At 67.7% G+C, this 18,043-nt stretch carries 21 protein-coding genes; 15 read left to right on the forward strand and 6 right to left on the reverse strand.

Features of this window, described 5'->3' with window-relative positions; genetic code table 11:
- Positions 1–10 precede the first annotated feature (10 nt).
- Positions 11–619, reverse strand: coding sequence for a J domain-containing protein (locus AUL30_RS05250; RefSeq protein WP_062226787.1), 609 nt, complete (start codon positions 617–619; stop codon positions 11–13).
- 115 nt (positions 620–734) lie between these two features.
- Between AUL30_RS05250 and AUL30_RS05255 the strand changes: the two genes are divergently transcribed.
- Together AUL30_RS05255 and AUL30_RS05260 are read left to right on the forward strand one after the other, a co-directional pair.
- A complete protein-coding gene (locus tag AUL30_RS05255) occupies positions 735–1,034 on the forward strand; it encodes a BolA family protein (RefSeq protein WP_062226788.1) in 300 nt (99 codons plus the stop codon).
- A complete protein-coding gene (locus AUL30_RS05260; RefSeq protein WP_157069912.1) occupies positions 1,028–1,744 on the forward strand; it encodes a YoaK family protein in 717 nt (238 codons plus the stop codon). Before AUL30_RS05255 ends, AUL30_RS05260 begins: the two co-directional genes overlap by 7 nt.
- Here the strand turns inward: AUL30_RS05260 and aroB are convergent.
- Positions 1,716–2,852: a 3-dehydroquinate synthase gene (gene aroB / locus AUL30_RS05265; protein ID WP_062226790.1), complete on the reverse strand. Its 1,137-nt coding sequence runs from the start codon at positions 2,850–2,852 to the stop codon at positions 1,716–1,718. The genes AUL30_RS05260 and aroB overlap by 29 nt on opposite strands.
- Before the next feature lie 11 nt (positions 2,853–2,863).
- Positions 2,864–3,445 carry a shikimate kinase gene (locus tag AUL30_RS05270; protein WP_062226856.1) on the reverse strand — a complete coding sequence of 194 codons (582 nt, stop codon included), beginning with the start codon at positions 3,443–3,445 and terminating at the stop codon, positions 2,864–2,866.
- A 159-nt stretch (positions 3,446–3,604) separates the two neighbouring features.
- On the opposite strand from AUL30_RS05270, the gene AUL30_RS19675 reads away from it, so the two are divergent.
- The 4 genes from AUL30_RS19675 to AUL30_RS05285 all read left to right on the forward strand — a co-directional run bounded on the left by AUL30_RS19675 (position 3,605) and on the right by AUL30_RS05285 (position 7,016).
- Complete coding sequence (locus AUL30_RS19675; protein ID WP_157069913.1) at positions 3,605–3,781, forward strand: hypothetical protein; 177 nt, start codon at positions 3,605–3,607, stop codon at positions 3,779–3,781.
- Positions 3,782–3,811: 30 nt separating this feature from the next.
- A complete protein-coding gene (locus AUL30_RS05275; protein ID WP_062226791.1) occupies positions 3,812–4,747 on the forward strand; it encodes a tyrosine recombinase in 936 nt (311 codons plus the stop codon).
- Positions 4,748–4,883: 136 nt separating this feature from the next.
- Positions 4,884–5,843: an acetyl-CoA carboxylase carboxyltransferase subunit alpha gene (locus tag AUL30_RS05280; protein ID WP_062226792.1), complete on the forward strand. Its 960-nt coding sequence runs from the start codon at positions 4,884–4,886 to the stop codon at positions 5,841–5,843.
- Positions 5,844–6,008: 165 nt separating this feature from the next.
- Positions 6,009–7,016: a L,D-transpeptidase family protein gene (locus AUL30_RS05285; protein WP_062226793.1), complete on the forward strand. Its 1,008-nt coding sequence runs from the start codon at positions 6,009–6,011 to the stop codon at positions 7,014–7,016.
- A gap of 26 nt (positions 7,017–7,042) precedes the next feature.
- Here the strand turns inward: AUL30_RS05285 and AUL30_RS05290 are convergent, their stop codons facing one another.
- Together AUL30_RS05290 and secA are read right to left on the reverse strand one after the other, a co-directional pair.
- Entirely contained in the window at positions 7,043–7,636 is a 594-nt protein-coding gene (locus AUL30_RS05290; RefSeq protein WP_157069915.1) for a hypothetical protein, read from the reverse strand.
- Positions 7,637–7,788: 152 nt separating this feature from the next.
- Positions 7,789–10,464, reverse strand: coding sequence for a preprotein translocase subunit SecA (gene secA, locus AUL30_RS05295; protein WP_062226795.1), 2,676 nt, complete (start codon positions 10,462–10,464; stop codon positions 7,789–7,791).
- 240 nt (positions 10,465–10,704) lie between these two features.
- On the opposite strand from secA, the gene AUL30_RS05300 reads away from it, so the two are divergent.
- The 5 genes from AUL30_RS05300 (at position 10,705) to AUL30_RS05320 (ending at position 14,636) form a co-directional block, all read left to right on the forward strand.
- The gene (locus AUL30_RS05300; RefSeq protein ID WP_157069916.1) at positions 10,705–11,658 is read left to right on the forward strand and encodes a peptidylprolyl isomerase; all 954 of its coding nucleotides are present in this window, start codon (positions 10,705–10,707) and stop codon (positions 11,656–11,658) included.
- A gap of 169 nt (positions 11,659–11,827) precedes the next feature.
- A complete protein-coding gene (argJ, locus tag AUL30_RS05305; protein WP_062226797.1) occupies positions 11,828–13,060 on the forward strand; it encodes a bifunctional glutamate N-acetyltransferase/amino-acid acetyltransferase ArgJ in 1,233 nt (410 codons plus the stop codon).
- Positions 13,041–13,820, forward strand: a complete 780-nt coding sequence (locus tag AUL30_RS05310; protein WP_244490716.1) for a GNAT family N-acetyltransferase — start codon at positions 13,041–13,043, stop codon at positions 13,818–13,820. The genes argJ and AUL30_RS05310 overlap by 20 nt, the downstream gene beginning before the upstream one ends.
- Before the next feature lie 19 nt (positions 13,821–13,839).
- Entirely contained in the window at positions 13,840–14,238 is a 399-nt protein-coding gene (locus AUL30_RS05315; protein WP_062226799.1) for a (deoxy)nucleoside triphosphate pyrophosphohydrolase, read from the forward strand.
- 116 nt (positions 14,239–14,354) lie between these two features.
- On the forward strand, positions 14,355–14,636 hold the full coding sequence (locus tag AUL30_RS05320; protein ID WP_157069918.1) for a hypothetical protein: 282 nt from the start codon (positions 14,355–14,357) through the stop codon (positions 14,634–14,636).
- 3 nt (positions 14,637–14,639) lie between these two features.
- On the opposite strand, the gene AUL30_RS05325 is transcribed toward AUL30_RS05320, so the two are convergent.
- A complete protein-coding gene (locus tag AUL30_RS05325; RefSeq protein ID WP_062226801.1) occupies positions 14,640–15,536 on the reverse strand; it encodes a methyltransferase domain-containing protein in 897 nt (298 codons plus the stop codon).
- Between the two features lie 142 nt (positions 15,537–15,678).
- On the opposite strand from AUL30_RS05325, the gene AUL30_RS05330 reads away from it, so the two are divergent.
- From AUL30_RS05330 to AUL30_RS05345, 4 genes are read left to right on the forward strand one after another with little or no spacing between them, the layout of a single operon-like run.
- Entirely contained in the window at positions 15,679–16,548 is an 870-nt protein-coding gene (locus tag AUL30_RS05330) for a ComF family protein (RefSeq protein WP_083507675.1), read from the forward strand.
- Positions 16,460–16,726, forward strand: coding sequence for a glutaredoxin 3 (gene grxC, locus AUL30_RS05335; protein ID WP_062226857.1), 267 nt, complete (start codon positions 16,460–16,462; stop codon positions 16,724–16,726). The genes AUL30_RS05330 and grxC overlap by 89 nt, the downstream gene beginning before the upstream one ends.
- A gap of 3 nt (positions 16,727–16,729) precedes the next feature.
- Positions 16,730–17,584: a carbon-nitrogen hydrolase family protein gene (locus tag AUL30_RS05340; RefSeq protein ID WP_062226802.1), complete on the forward strand. Its 855-nt coding sequence runs from the start codon at positions 16,730–16,732 to the stop codon at positions 17,582–17,584.
- Positions 17,581–18,039 (forward strand): DUF1178 family protein, encoded by a 459-nt coding sequence (locus tag AUL30_RS05345; protein WP_062226803.1) that lies wholly within the window; start codon positions 17,581–17,583, stop codon positions 18,037–18,039. The genes AUL30_RS05340 and AUL30_RS05345 overlap by 4 nt, the downstream gene beginning before the upstream one ends.
- Positions 18,040–18,043: the final 4 nt, after the last annotated feature.

Consider the following 18,043-nt stretch of genomic DNA (forward strand, 5'->3'; position numbering starts at 1 on the left):
GAAGCCGATATCAGCAGAAACCGGCCTGTTTCAGGAGCTTGTAAGCCTGGATAACCTCGCGCAGGCGATCCTCGTTCCCCCGGTCGCCGCCATTGGCGTCCGGATGGTACTGCTTGACCAGTGCCTTGTAGCGCAGGCGGATGGCCCCGCCATTGGCATCCTGCGCGACGCCGAGCGTTTCCATCGCCTTGATCTCCAGCGTGCGGGGCCGCCGGCGCGGGCCTTCGCGCCGCGGCAATTCACCATCGCGGAACAGGTTGTAGGCGTGGGTGTGGCGGCTCCAGCGCGGTGTCGGACGGCCGGTCCCCTGCGCCGGGCCGGGCGTGCCTTCGGAACTGGCGCCCATCTTCCAGGTCGGCCGATGGCCGGTCAGCGAATCCTTCAGGAAGCGTTGGATGTCCGTGTCCGCCAGCCCTGAGAAGTAGTTGTAGCTCTTGTTGTAGAGCCGCACATGCTCGAAGCAGAACTGGTAGTACTGCCCCTCCTGGTCACGACCGCGCGGCGCCCGGTGGGTTCCGGGTTCACAGCAGCCCTCCCACGCACAGGCGGGAGCCTCGTGCTGCGGCTTGTCGCTTTGCCGGACCCTGATCCGGTCGAAATATTTGGAGTCGAGTTTCATGACCGGACAATTATGGGAGCGCGATACCCGCCGAACAAGAATTGACAGACGGGAAAAGCCGCGCAAAACGAATTCGATGCCCGCAGCCCTGCGGGCCTGGAAAGCACGGTGACGCATGACGATCAAGTCGGCCATTGAGAACAAGCTGACGCAGGCTTTCGCGCCCGACCGGCTCGACGTCGTGAACGAAAGCCACCTCCATGCGGGCCATCATCACGATACGAGCCACCACGCGGCCTTCGACGGTTCCGGGGAAACCCATTTTCGGGTGCGCATCGTGGCCGCGTCCTTTGCGGCGATGAGCCGCATCGACCGGCACCGCGCCATCAACGCGGCGCTGGCGCAGGAGCTGGCGGGTGGGGTGCATGCGCTCGCCATCGAGGTTGCCGCTCCCGGCGAGGCGACGCGGTGGTGACACCGCTCCGGCGCCGGTACCGACGCTTGCGCCGCAACCGGCTGGGGGCGGGGCTCGCGCTGACGATCGGCCTGTCCATGCTGGCCGGCATGACGGATGCCATCGGCTTCATGATGATCGGATCCTACGTCTCATTCATGAGCGGCAACACGACGGATTTTGCCGCCGCCATGATCCGGGGCGAGTTCGCCCATGCGCTGCTTCTGGGCGGGATCCTCGCCTGTTTCGTCGCCGGGAACGCGCTGGGCGAGATCGTCGGCCGCCGGATCGGTCGAACGAACGGGCAGATCCTCTGGATCGTCGCGCTGCTCATTCCCGTGCCGCTGGTGCTGCCCGGGCCGGTCTGGCCGATTCTGGCGGTGGTGCTGGCCATGGGCATGCTCAATGCGGCGATCGAGCAGGTGGAGGGCCAGGCCTTCGGCATCACCTTCGTGACAGGCGCCCTGTCCCGCTTCGGGCGCGGGCTCGGCCGGCGCCTGACGGGCGACAGGGACACGACATGGACCTTCCAGATCACCCCCTGGGTCGGCATGATCGCCGGCGCCATGGTGGGTGCGGGTGCCTACCGGCTGATTCCGCAGGCGGGCCTTCTGGTTCCGGCGGGCTTCAGCCTCGTCATGGCGCTCGCCATGCTCTTCATCCCGATGCGCTGGCGCGCGCGTTATACGGCGCCTGTGGCGGTCAGGCGGTCCGGCCCAACTCGTCGGTAAGGAAGCTGCGGACGGCGTCGGGCTCCACGTCGCGGGCGATGAAGGAGCGGCCGAGCCCGCGCGACAGGATGAAGGTGAGCTGCCCGCGGCTGACCTTCTTGTCCTGTGCGATGCGCGACATCAGCGTGTCGACATTGAAATCCGAGGCCGCGCCCGGAATATCGCCGATGCGGGTGGGCAGGCCCACGGCTTCCAGATGGCGCGTCACGCGCGTCACCTCCTGTCCGTCGATCAGGCCGAGCTGGTGCGAGAAGCGGTGTGCAAGGGCCATCCCAATGGCGACCCCCTCGCCATGGACCAGCCGTGCCGCATCGTAGGCCGCCGCCGATTCGAGCGCATGGCCGAAGGTGTGGCCGAGATTGAGCAGCGCGCGGTCCCCATGCTCGTGCTCGTCCCCGGCGACGACGGCCGCCTTGGCCTCGCAGCAGCGTGCCACCGCTTCCACCCGCTCCGGCCCGCCAGCGAAGACGGCGGCGTGGTGCGCCTCCAGCCACTCGAAGAAGTCCGGCCGGTCGATCAGGCCGTATTTGGCGACTTCCGCGTAGCCTGCGGCAAATTCCCGCCGCGTCAGCGTGGACAGAACCTCGGTGTCAGCCAGGACGAGGCGGGGCTGGTAGAAGACGCCGATCAGGTTCTTGCCACGCGGCGAGTTGATGCCCGTCTTGCCGCCGACCGACGAATCCACCTGCGCCAGGAGGGTGGTCGGCACCTGGACGAACTGCATGCCCCGGCGCACGATGCCGGCCGCAAAGCCCGCCAGGTCGCCGATCACGCCGCCGCCGAGCGCGATGACCGCATCGCCGCGCTCCAGCCGCGCCTCCAGGATGGAATCCACGAGGCCGGTCAGCTTGGCGAAGCTCTTGGTGGTTTCTCCGGCCGGCAGGACGATGGCGACATGGCCGATGCCGGCCGCGTCGAGAGATGCCGACAGGGCCGGCAGATGCAGCCGGGCGACGTTCTCGTCGGTCACCACCGCCGCCCGGATGCCCGGCATCAGGGCCGCGATGCGTTCCCCGGCTTCAGCGATCAGGCCCGGGCCGACCAGGATGTCGTAGGATCGGGTGCCGAGATCCACGGCGACGCGTCTTGGCGTATTGGATGGCGTCATCGTCGGATCCTTCAGGCTTGGTCGCCGGACCGCGCCCAGCGGTCCAGCGCGGTCACTATCTCGCGGGCGATGGTCTCGCGCCGGGCGTTGCGGCTCTGCACGGTGATATCGGCCTCGGCATAGATGGGGTAACGCTGTTCCATCAGCCGCTGCATCACGCCGCGCGGATCGGGTGCCTGCAGGAGCGGCCGGGTCGGCCGCTTGCCGACCCGCTCCATCAACAGGTCGATATCGGCCTTCAGCCAGACGGTTACGGCCTTCTGGCGCAACAGGCCGCGTGTCGCCTCGTTCATATAGGCGCCGCCGCCGGTTCCGATGACGCGCGGCCGGTCCTCCACGATGCGGCCGAGCACGCGCGCCTCGAGCGCGCGGAATTCCGTTTCGCCATAGGCGGCGAAGAGTTCCGACACGCTCATGCGCGAGACGCGCTCGATCTCGGCGTCGGAATCGACGAAGGGCATTTCCAGCATCTGGGCGAGCTTGCGGCCGATGGTCGTCTTGCCGGCGCCCATCAGGCCGACGAGCGCGACCGAGCGACCCTGCAGGTCGATCTGGCGGGCGCGCTGCCGGGGCCTGTCGGCGGTCGATGTCATGAAGCGTCCTGCTGCCGCGGGGCGGAAATGATGGTTCCGCCCGGAAAACAGGAAAGCACCGGCCACGTCAAGCGCTGCACATCCGCGCAATGCGCCAGGACTGGAAGTGTTAACCCTTCCCGGCCACAATGATGCGCAAACCCCAAGCTTTCGATCGCCATGCCCACGCTTGTCCGCCTTCTCTCCGCACTGATCGTCATCGCCGCCATCATCGTGGCGTCGATGGCCCTGCTCGTGCTCTATGTCGAGCCCAAGCAGCATCCCGTATCGCAGACAGTGCCTTTGCGCACGCTGGGGCAGGGCGAAGAGCCCGCGCCCGGCGCGCCACGGCCCTGACCGGTCTTGGGCCCGGCCCGCGGGGCGACGATGGGTCGTCATGTCGAGAGCTTCCTGGAGGTGATGGCGGTCGAGCGCGGCGCGTCCGATCACACGTTGGCGGCCTATGCGCACGATCTCGGCGATGCCGCATCCTTCCTGGCCGGGCGCGGCCAATCGCTGGAGGCGGCCGGCACCGACGCGCTCCGGGCCTATCTCGCCGGCCTTTCCGATGCCGGCTTTGCGCCGGCAACCCGGCGGCGGCGGCTGGCGGCGCTGCGCCAGTTCTTCCGGCAACTCTATCTGGACGGCGTGCGGCCGGACGATCCGACCGGAACCCTGGAGGCCCCGCGCAAGGCGCGGGCGCTGCCGCGCAACCTGTCCGAGGACCAGGCCGGGCGCCTCCTCGACCTTGCCGAGGCGGAAGTTGAACAGGCGCAGCCTGGCCGTGCACGGCTGCGCGCCGCCCGGCTGCATGCCTTGGCCGAAACGCTTTATGCGACGGGGCTGCGTGTGTCCGAGCTCATCGCCCTGCCGCGCGCGGTCCTGCGAGCCGGCGGCGGCGCCGTCCTGGTGCGTGGCAAGGGGGGGCGCGACCGGCTGGTGCCCCTGGGCGAGCGCGCGGCCCCGGCGCTCGCCCGCTTCTCCGCGCTGGAGGGCGAGGCCGGTTCGCCGGCCGGCAGCGAGCGCTGGCTGTTTCCGGCCGTCTCCGCCAGCGGCCACGTCACCCGCCAGGCCGTGGCGCGGGAGCTGAAAGGGCTGGCGGCGCGGGCGGGGCTGCCACCCTCGGCGGTGTCGCCGCACGTGCTGCGCCATGCCTTCGCCAGCCACCTCCTGCAGAATGGCGCAGACCTGCGCGCCGTGCAGGAACTGCTCGGGCATGCCGACATCTCGACGACCGAGATCTACACCCATGTCCTGGAGCGGCGGCTCCTCGATCTCGTCAGCGCGCACCATCCCCTGTCGGAGGCCTGGCCGGGCGGCTGAGCCTTGAGGACGCGCCATTTCCTTGACAAGGCAGGGGCTTGTCGTCAGTTTGCGCCAAAATCACCGGCAGCCAGCGTTTCGACCATCGCGGATGGCGCGCCACGGCTGGCAGAGGGACGGCCGCAGCCGCTGACGAATGCACAATTACCTCGATTTCGAAAAACCCGTCGCCGATCTCGACAGCCAGATCCTGGAACTGAAGCGGATCAGCGCGGACGAGGGCAGCCTCGATGTCGGTGACGACATCGCCCGGCTGGAAAAGCGCTCGCAGGACGCGCTGGTCGATCTGTACCGCAAGCTGACGCCCTGGCAGAAAACCCAGGTCGCCCGGCATCCCGACCGGCCCCATTGCCTGGACTATGTCCAGCGGCTCATCACCGACTTCACGCCCCTGGCGGGGGACCGGTACTTCGCTGAGGATCTGGCGGTCATCGCCGGGTTCGGGCGTTTCGACGGCGCCCCCATCGCCGTCATCGGGCAGGAGAAGGGCTCCGACACCCAGACCCGGCTCAAGCACAATTTCGGCATGGCGCGGCCCGAAGGCTACCGCAAGGCCGTGCGCATCATGGAGATGGCCGAGCGTTTTGCCATCCCCGTGCTCACGCTGGTGGATACGGCCGGCGCCTATCCCGGCATCGGGGCCGAGGAGCGCGGCCAGGCCGAGGCCATCGCCCGCTCGACCGAAACCTGCCTCAACCTCAAGGTGCCGCTCGTCTCGGTGGTGATCGGTGAGGGCGGATCCGGCGGCGCCATCGCCATCGCCGCGGCCAACCGGGTGCTGATGCTGGAGCATGCGATCTACAGCGTGATCTCGCCGGAAGCCGGCGCCTCCATCCTGTGGCGCGATGCCGCCCGGGCCCGCGACGTCGCCCAGGCCATGAAGATCACCGCACAGGATCTGAAGAGCTTCGGCATCATCGACGAGATCGTCGAGGAGCCCATCGGCGGTGCGCACCGCGATCGGGACGCCATCATTGGGCGGACGGCGGATGCGGTCCGGCGTTCCCTCCGGGACCTTTCGGGGTTGGACGGCAATGCCCTGAAGGCCGAGCGGCGGAACAAGTTCCTGGCAATGGGCCGCGATTTGAAGATCTGATGCTCTTGGCGTGAATGCAACCCTTCGTGTAATAACCTGCCCATTCAATCGAATGCAGGCAATGCCGTTAACCGGGCTGCAAGGTTGACGGAGTCATAAGAAGTCGAGATGCTATGTGCCAGACGGCCGGCGTGGCGAAGCGCACGGCCGCAAGGGGAACGGGGAATGTTCGCCAAACGTCTTCTGACTGCCGCACTTCTGTCCACGACGCTGGTTGCGCTTGCCGGTTGCAAGCCCGGCAGCATTGACGACCTCATGGGCGCCGAGGCGCCGATCTCGGCCTCCTTGACCAAGCTCATGAAGGAAAAGAACATGGGCGTGCGCTCGCCCATGCTGGTGCGCCTGTTCAAGGAAGAGTCCGAGCTCGAGGTCTGGAAGCAGACCGACGACGGGACCTACGCGCTTTTGACGACCTATCCCATCTGCGCCTGGTCCGGAAAGCTCGGCCCCAAGACGCGCGAAGGCGATCGCCAGGCGCCGGAAGGTTTCTACAACATCACGCGTGGTTCCCTGAACCCGCGCTCGCAGCACCATCTGGCCTTCGATATCGGCTATCCCAACCGCTACGACGCGTCCAACGGCTTCACCGGGCAGCACCTGATGGTGCATGGCTCGTGCAATTCGTCCGGCTGCTACGCCATGGACAACCAGCAGATCGAGCAGATCTACGCGCTGGCGCGGGAAGCCTTCACCGGCGGGCAACGCAATTTCCAGTTCCAGGCCTATCCGTTCCGGATGACGGCCAAGAACATGGCGCGGCACAACCAGTCGCAGCATTATGCCTTCTGGTCGATGCTCAAGCAGGGTTACGACACCTTCGAGGCGACCAAGCAGCCGGTGAAGGTCGATGTCTGCGAGCGCCGCTACCTGTTCAACGCCCGGTTGGGCGAGGGCGTGACGCTGGACCCGGCGGGCGCCTGCCCCACCGTCCAGGAGGATCCGGCCATCGCGGCGCGCCGCGTGTCGGAAGAGGCCGAGATCGCGTCCCTCCTGGCCAAGATGGACCCGAGCGAGTTCGTCACACAATCCACCTTCACCTACCGCACGGGCGATCCGATCACCGCCGAAGCCTATGCGCGTGAGCAGAACCGCCGGGCCGGCTACGACCGCCTCGGAAACCGGATCGAGACGCCGGCCCGCACCTCGATCTTCGGGGCGCTCATCTCCCGCTGACGCTCGCGCCGCCGTCCAGGCGGGGTCTACAGGCCGGAGGATCGAAGCGCCTTCTGCCCTTCGTCGCAGGCGGCGTAATTGGCAAAATCGAACTGCACCAGCACGAAGGGCGCGGCCTCAGGGCCCGCGCCGATGCTGACGGCGATCGAGGCGACATCGTCGCGCATCCGCGCGCCGGATCCGGCCGACCAGAAGCTGTAATAGAAGCGTTCCCCCCGCGCGAGTTCGGCCGACCATTGCAGGATGGAGGTCCCCGCGCGTCCGGGACCTGCAAGGTCCACCTCGTAATGATGGGCCGGCCCGTAGAGGTTTGTCAGAAGGCTTGCCAGGCGCTCGAAATAGGCGCGGGCCTGTGCCCCGGTCGGATCGCCGTCGAAGCGCGCCGTTGCGCCCGCGACGGAGCAGAGGCCGGCATCGGGATCATAGCGCGCAAAGTAGCTTGCAAGGCCGGGATAGGGGATGGGCACGTCGCGCAGGACGATGGTGCCGTCGCCATTGTCGCGCCGCAGGCTCAAGGCAGGCGGCCTTTCGCCCATGGCAAGGCCGAAGGGTTTGGCAAGCACCGGGGGCGATGCGACCGGCACGAGAAGCATGGTTAGGAAGGCTAGGGCCGTGCGCATCGGGCGTGAAACATCCGGACCGCCGCGGCACCCATGCCGCGGAACGGAGGGAATGATCGCGTCGCGGCCGGATTTTTCACAAGAAACGCCCGGTTGCGCATGCCTGCGGCGGATTGCCGCAGACTTGACCTGTCAGACGATGGTACCTGCGCTTAGGCGAAGACGCCGTGGCAGTGCTTGAACTTCTTGCCGGAGCCACAGGGGCAGGGCTCGTTCCGGGACACATGGCCCCATGTCGACGGGTCGTTGGGATCGCGCGCAGGATCGTCGCGCACTTCATCCTCGCCCGTTTCAGGGTCCAGATGGTGGGGGTGCATGACCGGCGGCTCCGGCTCCGGCGGGCGCTGCTGGATCTCCACGCGGGACAATTGCTGCGTCACGCGCTCACGCAGATTGTCCAGCATGGACTGGAAGAGCTCGAAGGCCTCCGACTTGTACTCGTTCAGCGGGTCCCGCTGCGCATAGCCGCGGAAGCCGACGACGGAGCGCAGGTGATCCAGGTTGACCAGATGTTCCCGCCACAGGCCGTCGATGGTCTGGAGAACGATGGAGCGCTGGACATAGGTCGTCAGCTCGGGGCCGAAACGCGCGCTCTTTTCCGCCGCTGCTGCGTTGGCAGCCTCGTGGATGCGCTGGCGGATATCGGTATCGTCGATGCCTTCCTCGGCGGCCCATGCCTCGATCGGCAGGTCGAGATTGAGGGTCTCGCGGATATCTTCCGCCAGTTCCTTGCTTTCCCACTGCTCGGGATAGGCCCGCTCGGGAATACGGCGGGATACGAGCGCGTCGACCGTTTCCTCACGCATGTCGTCGACGGTTTCCGTCAGGCCGTCAGCGTCCATCAGCTCCAGGCGCTGGTCGAAGATGACCCGCCGCTGGTCGTTCATGACGTCGTCGTATTTCAGGAGGTTCTTGCGGATGTCGAAGTTGCGCGCCTCGACCTTCTTCTGCGCCTTTTCGAGCGCCTTGTTGATCCAGGGATGGACGATGGCCTCGCCTTCCTTCAGGCCGAGGCGCGTCAGCATCGTGTCCATGCGCTCCGAACCGAAGATGCGCATCAGATCGTCCTGGAGCGACAGGTAGAATTTCGACCGCCCGGGATCGCCCTGCCGGCCGGAGCGGCCGCGCAGCTGGTTGTCGATGCGGCGGCTTTCGTGCCGCTCGGTCGCCAGGACGTAGAGGCCGCCGCTTTCCAGCGCCTCCTTCTTCAGGCGCTTGATATCGGCCTGGATAGCGGCCACGCGCTCATCGCGCTCGGGGCCTTCGGGCATGTCGGCCAACTCGGCTTCGACGCGCATTTCGAGGTTGCCGCCGAGCTGGATGTCCGTCCCGCGACCGGCCATGTTGGTGGCGATGGTCACCGCGCCCGGCACGCCCGCCTGGGCGACGATATAGGCTTCCTGCTCATGGTAGCGGGCGTTCAGGACCTGGAAGTCCTTCATTCCGCTCTTGCGCAGCCGCTCGGCCAGATGCTCCGACTTCTCGATGGAGGTCGTGCCGACCAGGATGGGCTGGCGCCGCGCTGCGGCCGCTTTGATTTCCTCGACGATGGCGGCGTATTTTTCCTCGGCGGTGCGGTAGACCTCGTCATCCTCGTCGATGCGCTGCACCGGCAGGTTGGTAGGGATCTCCACAACGTCGAGATTGTAGATGTCGGCGAATTCGGAGGCTTCCGTGGAGGCCGTGCCCGTCATGCCGGCCAGCCGCTTGTACATGCGGAAGTAGTTCTGGAAGGTGATCGAGGCCAGCGTCTGGTTTTCCGGCTGGATCGTGACGCCTTCCTTGGCCTCCAGCGCCTGGTGCAGGCCCTCGGAGAAGCGCCGCCCCGGCATCATGCGGCCGGTGAACTCGTCGATGATGACGATCTCGTCGTTGCGCACGATGTAGTCCTTGTCCCGCTGGAACAGGGTGTGCGCCTTCAAGGCGTTGTTGACGTGGTGGACGATGGCCACGTTCTCGATGTCGTAGAGCGACTCGCCCTGCAGATGGCCGGCCGCGGCCAGGAGCCCTTCGAGCTTCTCGGTCCCGTCCTCGGTGAAGGAGACCTGCCGCTGCTTCTCGTCGACCTCGAAATCCTCGGGCGAAAGCTGCGGGATGAAGGCGTCGATCGTCTTGTAGAGATCGGACCGGTCGTCGAGCGGGCCGGAGATGATGAGCGGCGTGCGCGCCTCGTCGATGAGGATGGAGTCCACCTCGTCGATGATGGCGAAGTGGTGCCCACGCTGCACCATCTGCGCGCGGTCATACTTCATATTGTCGCGCAGATAGTCGAAGCCGAGCTCGTTGTTCGTGGCATAGGTGATGTCGCAGGCATAGGCGGCGCGGCGCTCGTCGTCCGACAGGCCATGCGTGATCACGCCGACGGACAGGCCGAGGAACTTGTAGACGCGCCCCATCCAGCCCGAGTCGCGCGTGGCGAGGTAGTCGTTCACCGTGACGACGTGCACGCCCTTGCCTTCCAGCGCCGCCAGATAGACGGGCAGAGTGCCGACGAGCGTCTTGCCCTCACCGGTGCGCATCTCGGCGATGGCGCCGCCGGCCAGGACCATGCCGCCGATCATCTGCACATCGAAATGGCGCATGCCCAGCGCGCGCTTGGCCGCTTCGCGCACCGTGGCGAAGGCCGGGACCAGAAGATCCTCGATCGTCTTGCCGCCGGCAATCCCTTCGCGGAAGTGCAGCGTGCGCGCGGCGAGGTCGGCGTCGGACAGGGCGGCGAGCTCCGCCTCGAGGGCACTGATCTGCCGCACCGTCGGATCGAAGCGACGGACGAGTCGGCTGTTGGCCGAACCGAGGAACAAGCGGGCAAGGCCACCGAAACTGACCATTGAGGGTCCTTCCAAGAGAATTGGCGGCGAGGGGAAGGGATGACCACCCACCGCTGCCGGCGGGTCGCCGCTTGACTTGACCTGGACCGGCTGGACTTTAAGAACGTGCGAGAGATAAGAGTGCCCCAAGTCGATGTCAACGCCACCCTGGGAATGCCCCGGGGGAGGGCCGTCACCTCGTCCTGAAAAAGCCACAAGCCTCGGCAAAGCCGGGCCCCGACCCACCGGGAAGGAATGATCATGACATTGCGCATCACTGCACGCCTCATGGCCTCGGCCTTGTTGCTGGCCGGCCTGACGGCGTCGGCCGGCGCCCAGGAGGCGCAGACGCAACCCACGCCGGCACCGGCCGCGCAGGCGCCGGCCGCCCCCGCGCCGGACAGCGTCGTCGCCCGCATTGGCGGCAAGGACCTGACCGAGGCCGATGTCGACGCCGCGGCCCAGGAAATCGGCGCCCAGTTCGGCCAGCTTCCGCCCGAGCAGCGGCGGCTCGCCACCATTTCCGCGCTGATCGACGTCAAGGCGCTGGCTGCCAAGGCCGAGGCCGAGGGCCTTCAGGACGAGGCCGCCGTGGCCCGCCAGATCGACTTCCTGCGCGACCGCGTCCTGCACAATGCCTATTTCGAGAAGCACGGCGTGTCGGCCATCACCGAGGACGAGCTTCTTGCCCGCTACGAGGCGGAGAAGGCGCGTTTCGTTCCGCAGGACGAGGTGCATGCGCGCCATATCCTGGTCGACACCAAGGAAGAGGCGGACAGCATCATCGCGCGGCTCGACAAGGGCGAGACCTTCGCCGATCTGGCGCGCGAATTGTCCAAGGATCCGTCCTCGCAGAATGGCGGCGATCTCGGTACCTTCGGCAAGGGCCGCATGGTCCCCGCCTTCGAGGAGGCGGCCTTTGCGCTCGAGCCTGGCAGCCACAGCCAAACCCCTGTCGAGACGCAGTTCGGCTGGCACGTCATTGAGGTCGTGGAAAAGGGCAAGAGCGCATTCCCGCCGTTCGAACAGGTGCGTGAACAGGCCCGCCAGGTCGTCATGCGCGACAAGTATGTCGAGATGCTCGAAAAGGCCCGCGAGGAGCTGAAGGTCGATTATGTCGATCCGGAGCTGAAGTCGCAGATCGACGCGCTGGAAGCCGGCGCCGACGCGGCGCAGGACGCCGCCCCGGCCGCCGGGCAGGCGCCGGCCCAGTAAGGCGCCGCCCGGCACGCTTGCCCGAACCCGCGGCGCACGCCTCTTGCGCGCCGCCCGGCCTTGATGCAATTCCTGTCGCAGCGGGCGCGATGGCGCGGTTCCCGAACAGAACCGCCGTCATCGCGCCCGCTGCCGTTTCAGACAAGTTCTCGATGAAGGCCCCCTCGCGATGTCCGACGCCGTTTCCCCTCTGGCACCGAGCTCCATTCCCGACATGCCGCCCATTGCGGGCGTTCGCCTGGCGGCCGGCTCTGCCGGCATCAAGTATCGCAACCGGACGGATGTGATGATGATGGTGCTGGACGAGGGCACCAGCGTCGCCGGTGTCTTGACGACGACGCGCTGCCCCTCCGCGCCGGTCGATTTCTGCCGCGCCAACCTGCCGGGCGGCCGCGCCCGCGTTCTGGTGGTGAACTCCGGCAACGCCAACGCCTTCACCGGCCGGCGCGGGGTGGATACGGTCGAAGCGACAGCCGCGGCCGCGGCGGCTGCGCTCGGCTGCGCCCCGTCGGATGTCTTCCTGGCCTCGACCGGGGTGATCGGCGAGCCGCTGGATGCCGGCAAGTTCTCCGGCCTCCTGGCCCCACTGGCCGCAGAGGCCGCCGAGGACGGCTGGCGCATGGCGGCGGAAGCCATCATGACAACCGACACCTATCCCAAGGTGGCGACGCGCAGCGTGACGATCGATGGCGTGGCCGTGCGCATCAACGGCATGGCCAAGGGCGCCGGCATGATCGCGCCCGATATGGCGACCATGCTGTCCTTCATCGCCACCGACGCGGCCATCGCTCCCGGCGCCTTGCAGGCGCTGCTCAGCGCCGCGGTGGCGCCAAGCTTCAACTCCGTGACGGTGGACAGCGATACCTCGACATCCGATACGCTGCTTCTGTTTGCGACGGGGCAGGCCGGCAATGCCGTGGTGAGCGATGCGTCCGACCCGAGCCTGTCCGGGTTCCGCACGGCGCTGACCGAGCTCCTGATCGACCTGGCCCGCCAGGTCGCCCGGGATGGCGAGGGCGCCCGCAAGGAGATCCAGGTGCGGGTGGAAGGCGCCACGGACGACCGGTCGGCCAAGCGCATCGCCATGTCCATCGCCAATTCGCCCCTGGTCAAGACGGCCGTCGCCGGCGAGGATGCCAATTGGGGCCGCGTCGTCATGGCCGTCGGCAAGGCGGGCGAGCCGGCCGACCGCGACCGCCTGGCCATCTGGTTCGGCGATGTGCGCGTGGCGGTGGACGGCGCGCGCGATCCTGCCTATTCCGAGGCGGAGGCCAGCCTGTCCATGCGCCAGGAGATCATCCGCATCCGCGTGGACCTCGGACTCGGCGATGGTGCCTGGACGGTATATGGTTGCGATCTGACGAAGGAATATGTGGCGATCAATGGCGATTACAGAAGCTGATCAGCTGCGGCAGTTCGCCATTACCCGGCGGCTGGAAGCTGCGGGCTTCCGGGCCTGGCCGGCGACCGAGACCCATTATGACGGAACCTGGGCCGTACGCCTGGCGACGAGCTTTCCGGCCAAGCGCCTCAACTCCGTCAATCCGCTCGATCCCTCGGACGATCGCGATATCCCGGCGCGCATCGCACGGGCACGCCAGCGCTTCGACGCGGCCGGCCGGCCCCTGATCTTCCGGCAATCGCCGCTGGCGCCCCCCGCCCTCAAGGCCTGGCTCGACGAGGCCGGGTGGGAGAGCTTCGGCGAATCCATCGTCTTTACGGCCGATCTGGCGCTTCTGGACCTGGCAGGCGCGCTGGACCGGATTCCCATCCGCGACGTGGAGCGGTACCTGGACGCCAGCCTGATCGTCCATCAGCGGCCGGAATCGCTGCGGCCGGGGCTCAGCCAGGTCCTGTCGGCCATCCGCCCGCCGGCGGCCTGCTTCGTGCGCGAGCGGGCGGATGGGCAGCCCATCGCCACCGCGCTCGCCATTACAGACAACGACCTCGCCGGCATATTGGATGTCGCCGTCCTGCCGCAGGAGCGGCGCCGGGGGATCGGCCGCGATCTCATCGCCACGGCATTGCGCCATACGCTGCACAAGGGCGCGCGCACGGGCTGGCTGCAGGTGGAGGCCGAGAATGTGGCGGGCGTTGCCCTGTATGAGGGGCTCGGTTTCTCCGAAGCCTATCGCTACGTCTACCGCCGCGAGCCCGCCTGACGGGGCCAAGGATGACCGCATGAAACTTCTTCTCGTCGTCGCCTGTGCGCTGGTGGATGCCGATCGTCGCGTGCTCCTGGCGCAGCGCCCGCCCGGCAAGCAGCTCGCCGGGCTGTGGGAATTTCCCGGTGGCAAGCTCGAGCCGGGCGAACGGCCGGAAGCCTGCCTGATCCGCGAACTGGACGAGGAGCTCGGCATCACCACCTGGGAAAGCTGCCTCGCGCCGCTGACCTTCGCCAGCCATGCCTATCCCGACTTTCACCTTCTCATGCCGCTCTATGTCTGCCGCCGCTACGAGGGCATTCCCCACGGGCGGGAAGGACAGGCGCTGAAATGGGTGCGACCCCGGGACATGCGGGACTATCCGATGCCGCCGGCCGACCTGCCTTTGATCGCACCGCTGATCGACCTTCTGTAAGGCTGGCGACGGATTAACCATCCCAGATTGATGGTCTGGCCCGTTCAGCCTCTGTTAACCGGGTCTGCGCGAGATGGACGGGATTGAGGATGCGGCTCGATGCGACGAGGGACATCATGGCGAAGATGACCTACCACGGACGGCGCTGCTCGGCGCGCGACACGGCCATGGCTCTGTTGCGGGCGACGGTGTTGTTCGGCGCCGTCGCCGTGGTAACGGCGCTGGCCGTCCAGCCCGATACGTTCCGCACCGACCGCGCCATGGCCAACGGCCCCGTGGGCGTGGACCCCGTCCAGACCGGCTCCATCGGCCCCGTGCGCGCCATGCGCATCGAGCCCGGCCGCGGCCCGGCGCCGTGCCTGGAGTTCCCGGACGGCTCGCGCCGCGGCGCCTGCTGACGCTTAGCCGCGCCCGCCGGACCTGTCCGTCAGAACATCTGCCAGGCTGACCTGCGCGCTGCCGGGGCGCAGCGGCTTCTGCTGGCTCTCATGCGGCTTCCAGCCCGATAGATAGACGATGTCGAAGGTCGCGCGGATTCGCCCGTCGCGATCGCTGAACCGCTCGGCATAGATCTCCGCCGCCCGCAGGAAGACCCGCCGGCCCAGGGGCCTGCGGCTGCGCGCCGTCAGGCTGTTGGCCATGCCCATGGCGCGCAGGTCGGCCATAAGGCCGAACATGGTATCGTAGCGCACGGTCTGGCGGTCCTGGTCGATGACGGGCAGGGCAAAGCCCGTCCGTTGCAGGAGCGCGCCGGCATCGCGCAGTTCGACGAAGGGCGGAACGCGCGGGGATGCACCCCCGGTCAGTTCCGCTTCGGCCGTGATCAGGCAGGTCCGCAATTCCTGCAGGCTGTCGCCGCCCAGAAGCGCCGTCAGGAACAGGCCGTCCGGCCGCAGCGCCCGCTGGATCTGCGCCAGGACACCCGGCGTGTCGTTGGTCAGGTGCAGCGACAGGCAGGACAGGACGAGGTCCAGGCTGCCATTGGCAAAGGGCAGGAGCTCCTCGTCCGCCACCACAGCCAGGGGTGTACCGTCGAGCCAGTCGCCCTCGCGCTCGCTGCGGATCAGAAAATCCACCTGGCCGCCGACGGCACGCGCCAGGCTGCCGTCATAGCCGTTCATCTCCAACCCCACGGCGAAGCGGCGCTGGACGAGCGATAGCCGCTCCGCCAGTTCCGCCGCGGCGGCGTCGTACAGGAAACGCGCGCCCGCCATGCCGCGGCCTGCCCAGCGGCGGCGATGGCGTGCCTGCAATCCACGGTCGAAGGGCGCTTCGGGTGAAAGCCTATTGCTGGTCATCTTGCCCCTTTTCTGCGGCACGCGGCATCATGGCATCGACATGAAAGACGGGCCGCAACCCTGCCCATATGGTGCGCGGTGCACCGGTAGTGCAACGCGTTCCCTTCCGGCGGATGGAGTGAGTAAAGTGCCACGGCCCGAAATGCGAGCAGCTTTGCGCGGCTTCGCCCTGCGCCTGACGGACCTGATCTACCCGCCGGTCTGCGCCGGCTGCCGTGCGGCGACCGCCCGCCACGGGGCCTTGTGCGCGCGGTGCTGGGCGGCGACGCACTTCATCGAGCCGCCTTATTGCGCCGTCTCGGGCGATCCCATGGCCTTCGAGATACCGGACGAGCCCGTCCGCCTGTCCGTCCTGGCAGATCCGCCAGCCTTTCGTGTGGCGCGCTCGGCCGTCGTCCATACGGGGCTCGGCATGCGGCTGCCGACGCAGCTCAAATACAGCGACCGCGCCGATCTCGCCCCCATCATGGCGCAATGGATGGCGCGGGCGGGAGCCGAGCTCTTCGCGCAGGCCGACATGATCGTGCCTGTTCCCCTGCATCGGCGGCGGCAGATCCTGCGCCGCTTCAACCAGGCGCGGGAGCTGGCGCGCGCCCTAAGTCCGCTGGCGGGCCTGCCGGTTGCCGACGCGGTGCTGGTCCGCCGCCGCGCGACAGCCAGCCAGGTGGGGCTGGACCGGCATCAGCGCGCCGCCAATGTGCGCGGCGCCTTCGACGTGCCGGCCCGACAGCGCGACAGGCTGCGCGGCCGTGGCGTTCTCCTGGTGGACGATGTCTTCACCACGGGCGCCACGGTCCAGTCCGCCAGCCGCGCGCTGATCCGCGGCGGGGCATCGCATGTGGTGGTTCTGACGTTTTCGAGGGTTGCGAGCGAAGTCGCCGCGCCGCATATGTGGACGAACGTCACGTCGGACCCCGGAGCGGATGGTGCAGGTAACGGTCTATACGCGGCAGCTCTGCGGTTTCTGCAGCAGCGCCAAGGCACTCCTCGACAGGAAGGGAGTGAGCTATGAGGAAAAGGACGCCACGGTGAACCCGGCCTTCCGGCAGGAAATGCTGGCGCGCGCCAACGGGCGCACGACCTTTCCGCAGATCTTCATCGGCCAAACCCATGTCGGCGGTTGCGACGATCTCTACGCGCTGGATGCGGCCGGGCGTCTCGATCCGCTGCTTGCCGGCCAGGAGGGCTGATCCATGGCCGAACTCGTCGCCGCCGTCGTGCAGATGCGCTCCACCATGGAGCCGTCGGAAAATCTCGTTGCGCTCGAACAACTGGTGGGCGAGGCCGCCGGACGCGGCGCCGCCTATGTCCAGACGCCGGAAATGACGGGCGCGGTCTGCCGTGACCGCGATCATCTCCTGGCCAACCTGAAGCCGGAACAGGACGATCCGATCGTCAAGGCGGCCGCCACCCTCGCGCGGCGGCACGCCATCTACCTGCATATCGGCTCCACGGCGATCCGGGCTCCCGGCGGCATGGCCGCCAACCGCGCCTTCCTGTTCGGGCCCGACGGAACGCGTGTGGAAAGCTACGACAAGATTCACATGTTCGACGTCGATCTCGACAACGGGGAGAGCTGGCGCGAATCGCGAACCTACGTCCCCGGCGAACGGGCGGCATTGGCGCGCTTCAGCGTGGACGGGGCGGATGTGCGCCTGGGATTTGCCGTCTGCTACGACATGCGCTTTCCCGAGCTGTTCCGGGCCGAGGCGCTGGCGGGCGCCAATATCCTGACCGCTCCGGCGGCCTTCACGCGCCAGACGGGCGAGGCGCATTGGCATGTTCTGCTGCGGGCCCGCGCCATCGAAAACAACACCTTTATGATCGCGGCGGCACAGGGCGGGCGCCATGCCGATGGCCGCGAGACCTACGGCCACTCCATCATCATCGATCCCTGGGGCAAGGTGGCGGCCGAAGTGGATGGTGACGAACCCGGCGTGGCCGTCGCCCGGCTGGACCTGTCGGCCGTGGATGCGGCGCGGGGCAAGATCCCGAACCTGAAGAACCGGCGCCCCTTCGCAACGGATTTCACGGCGCGCGCTTCATGATCCACTACGCCTTGCGTTGCCGCGGTTGCAGCCATGGCTTCGATGGCTGGTTCCGCTCCGCCCAGGACTATGACACCCAGTCCCAGCGCGGGCTGGTGGCATGCCCGTCCTGCGGCGCCGGTGCAGTGGAAAAGGCCCTGATGGCGCCTGCCGTGGGCCGCCCTATGGGGAGCCCGGACGGCGATGCGCCCGCCACCAAGGGGGCTGACAGCGTCGCCCTGGCCGATCCGCGCGCCGCAGAGGTGGTGAAGACGTTCCATGCCTTCGTGCGCGCGCTTCGCTCGAACTCCGATTATGTGGGGCCGCGCTTTGCCGAAGAGGCGCGGCGCATCCACTTCGGAGAGGCGGAGCCCCGCGGCATCTACGGCGAGGCCAGCGGAGACGAGGTGAAGGCCTTGCTGGACGACGGCGTTCCGGCCCTGCCGCTGCCCCGCCTGCCCGAAGACGGAAACTGAACCC

Origin of the sequence: Aureimonas frigidaquae, from assembly GCF_001463905.1 — a bacterium.
Taxonomy (GTDB): Bacteria; Pseudomonadota; Alphaproteobacteria; order Rhizobiales; family Rhizobiaceae; genus Aureimonas; species Aureimonas frigidaquae.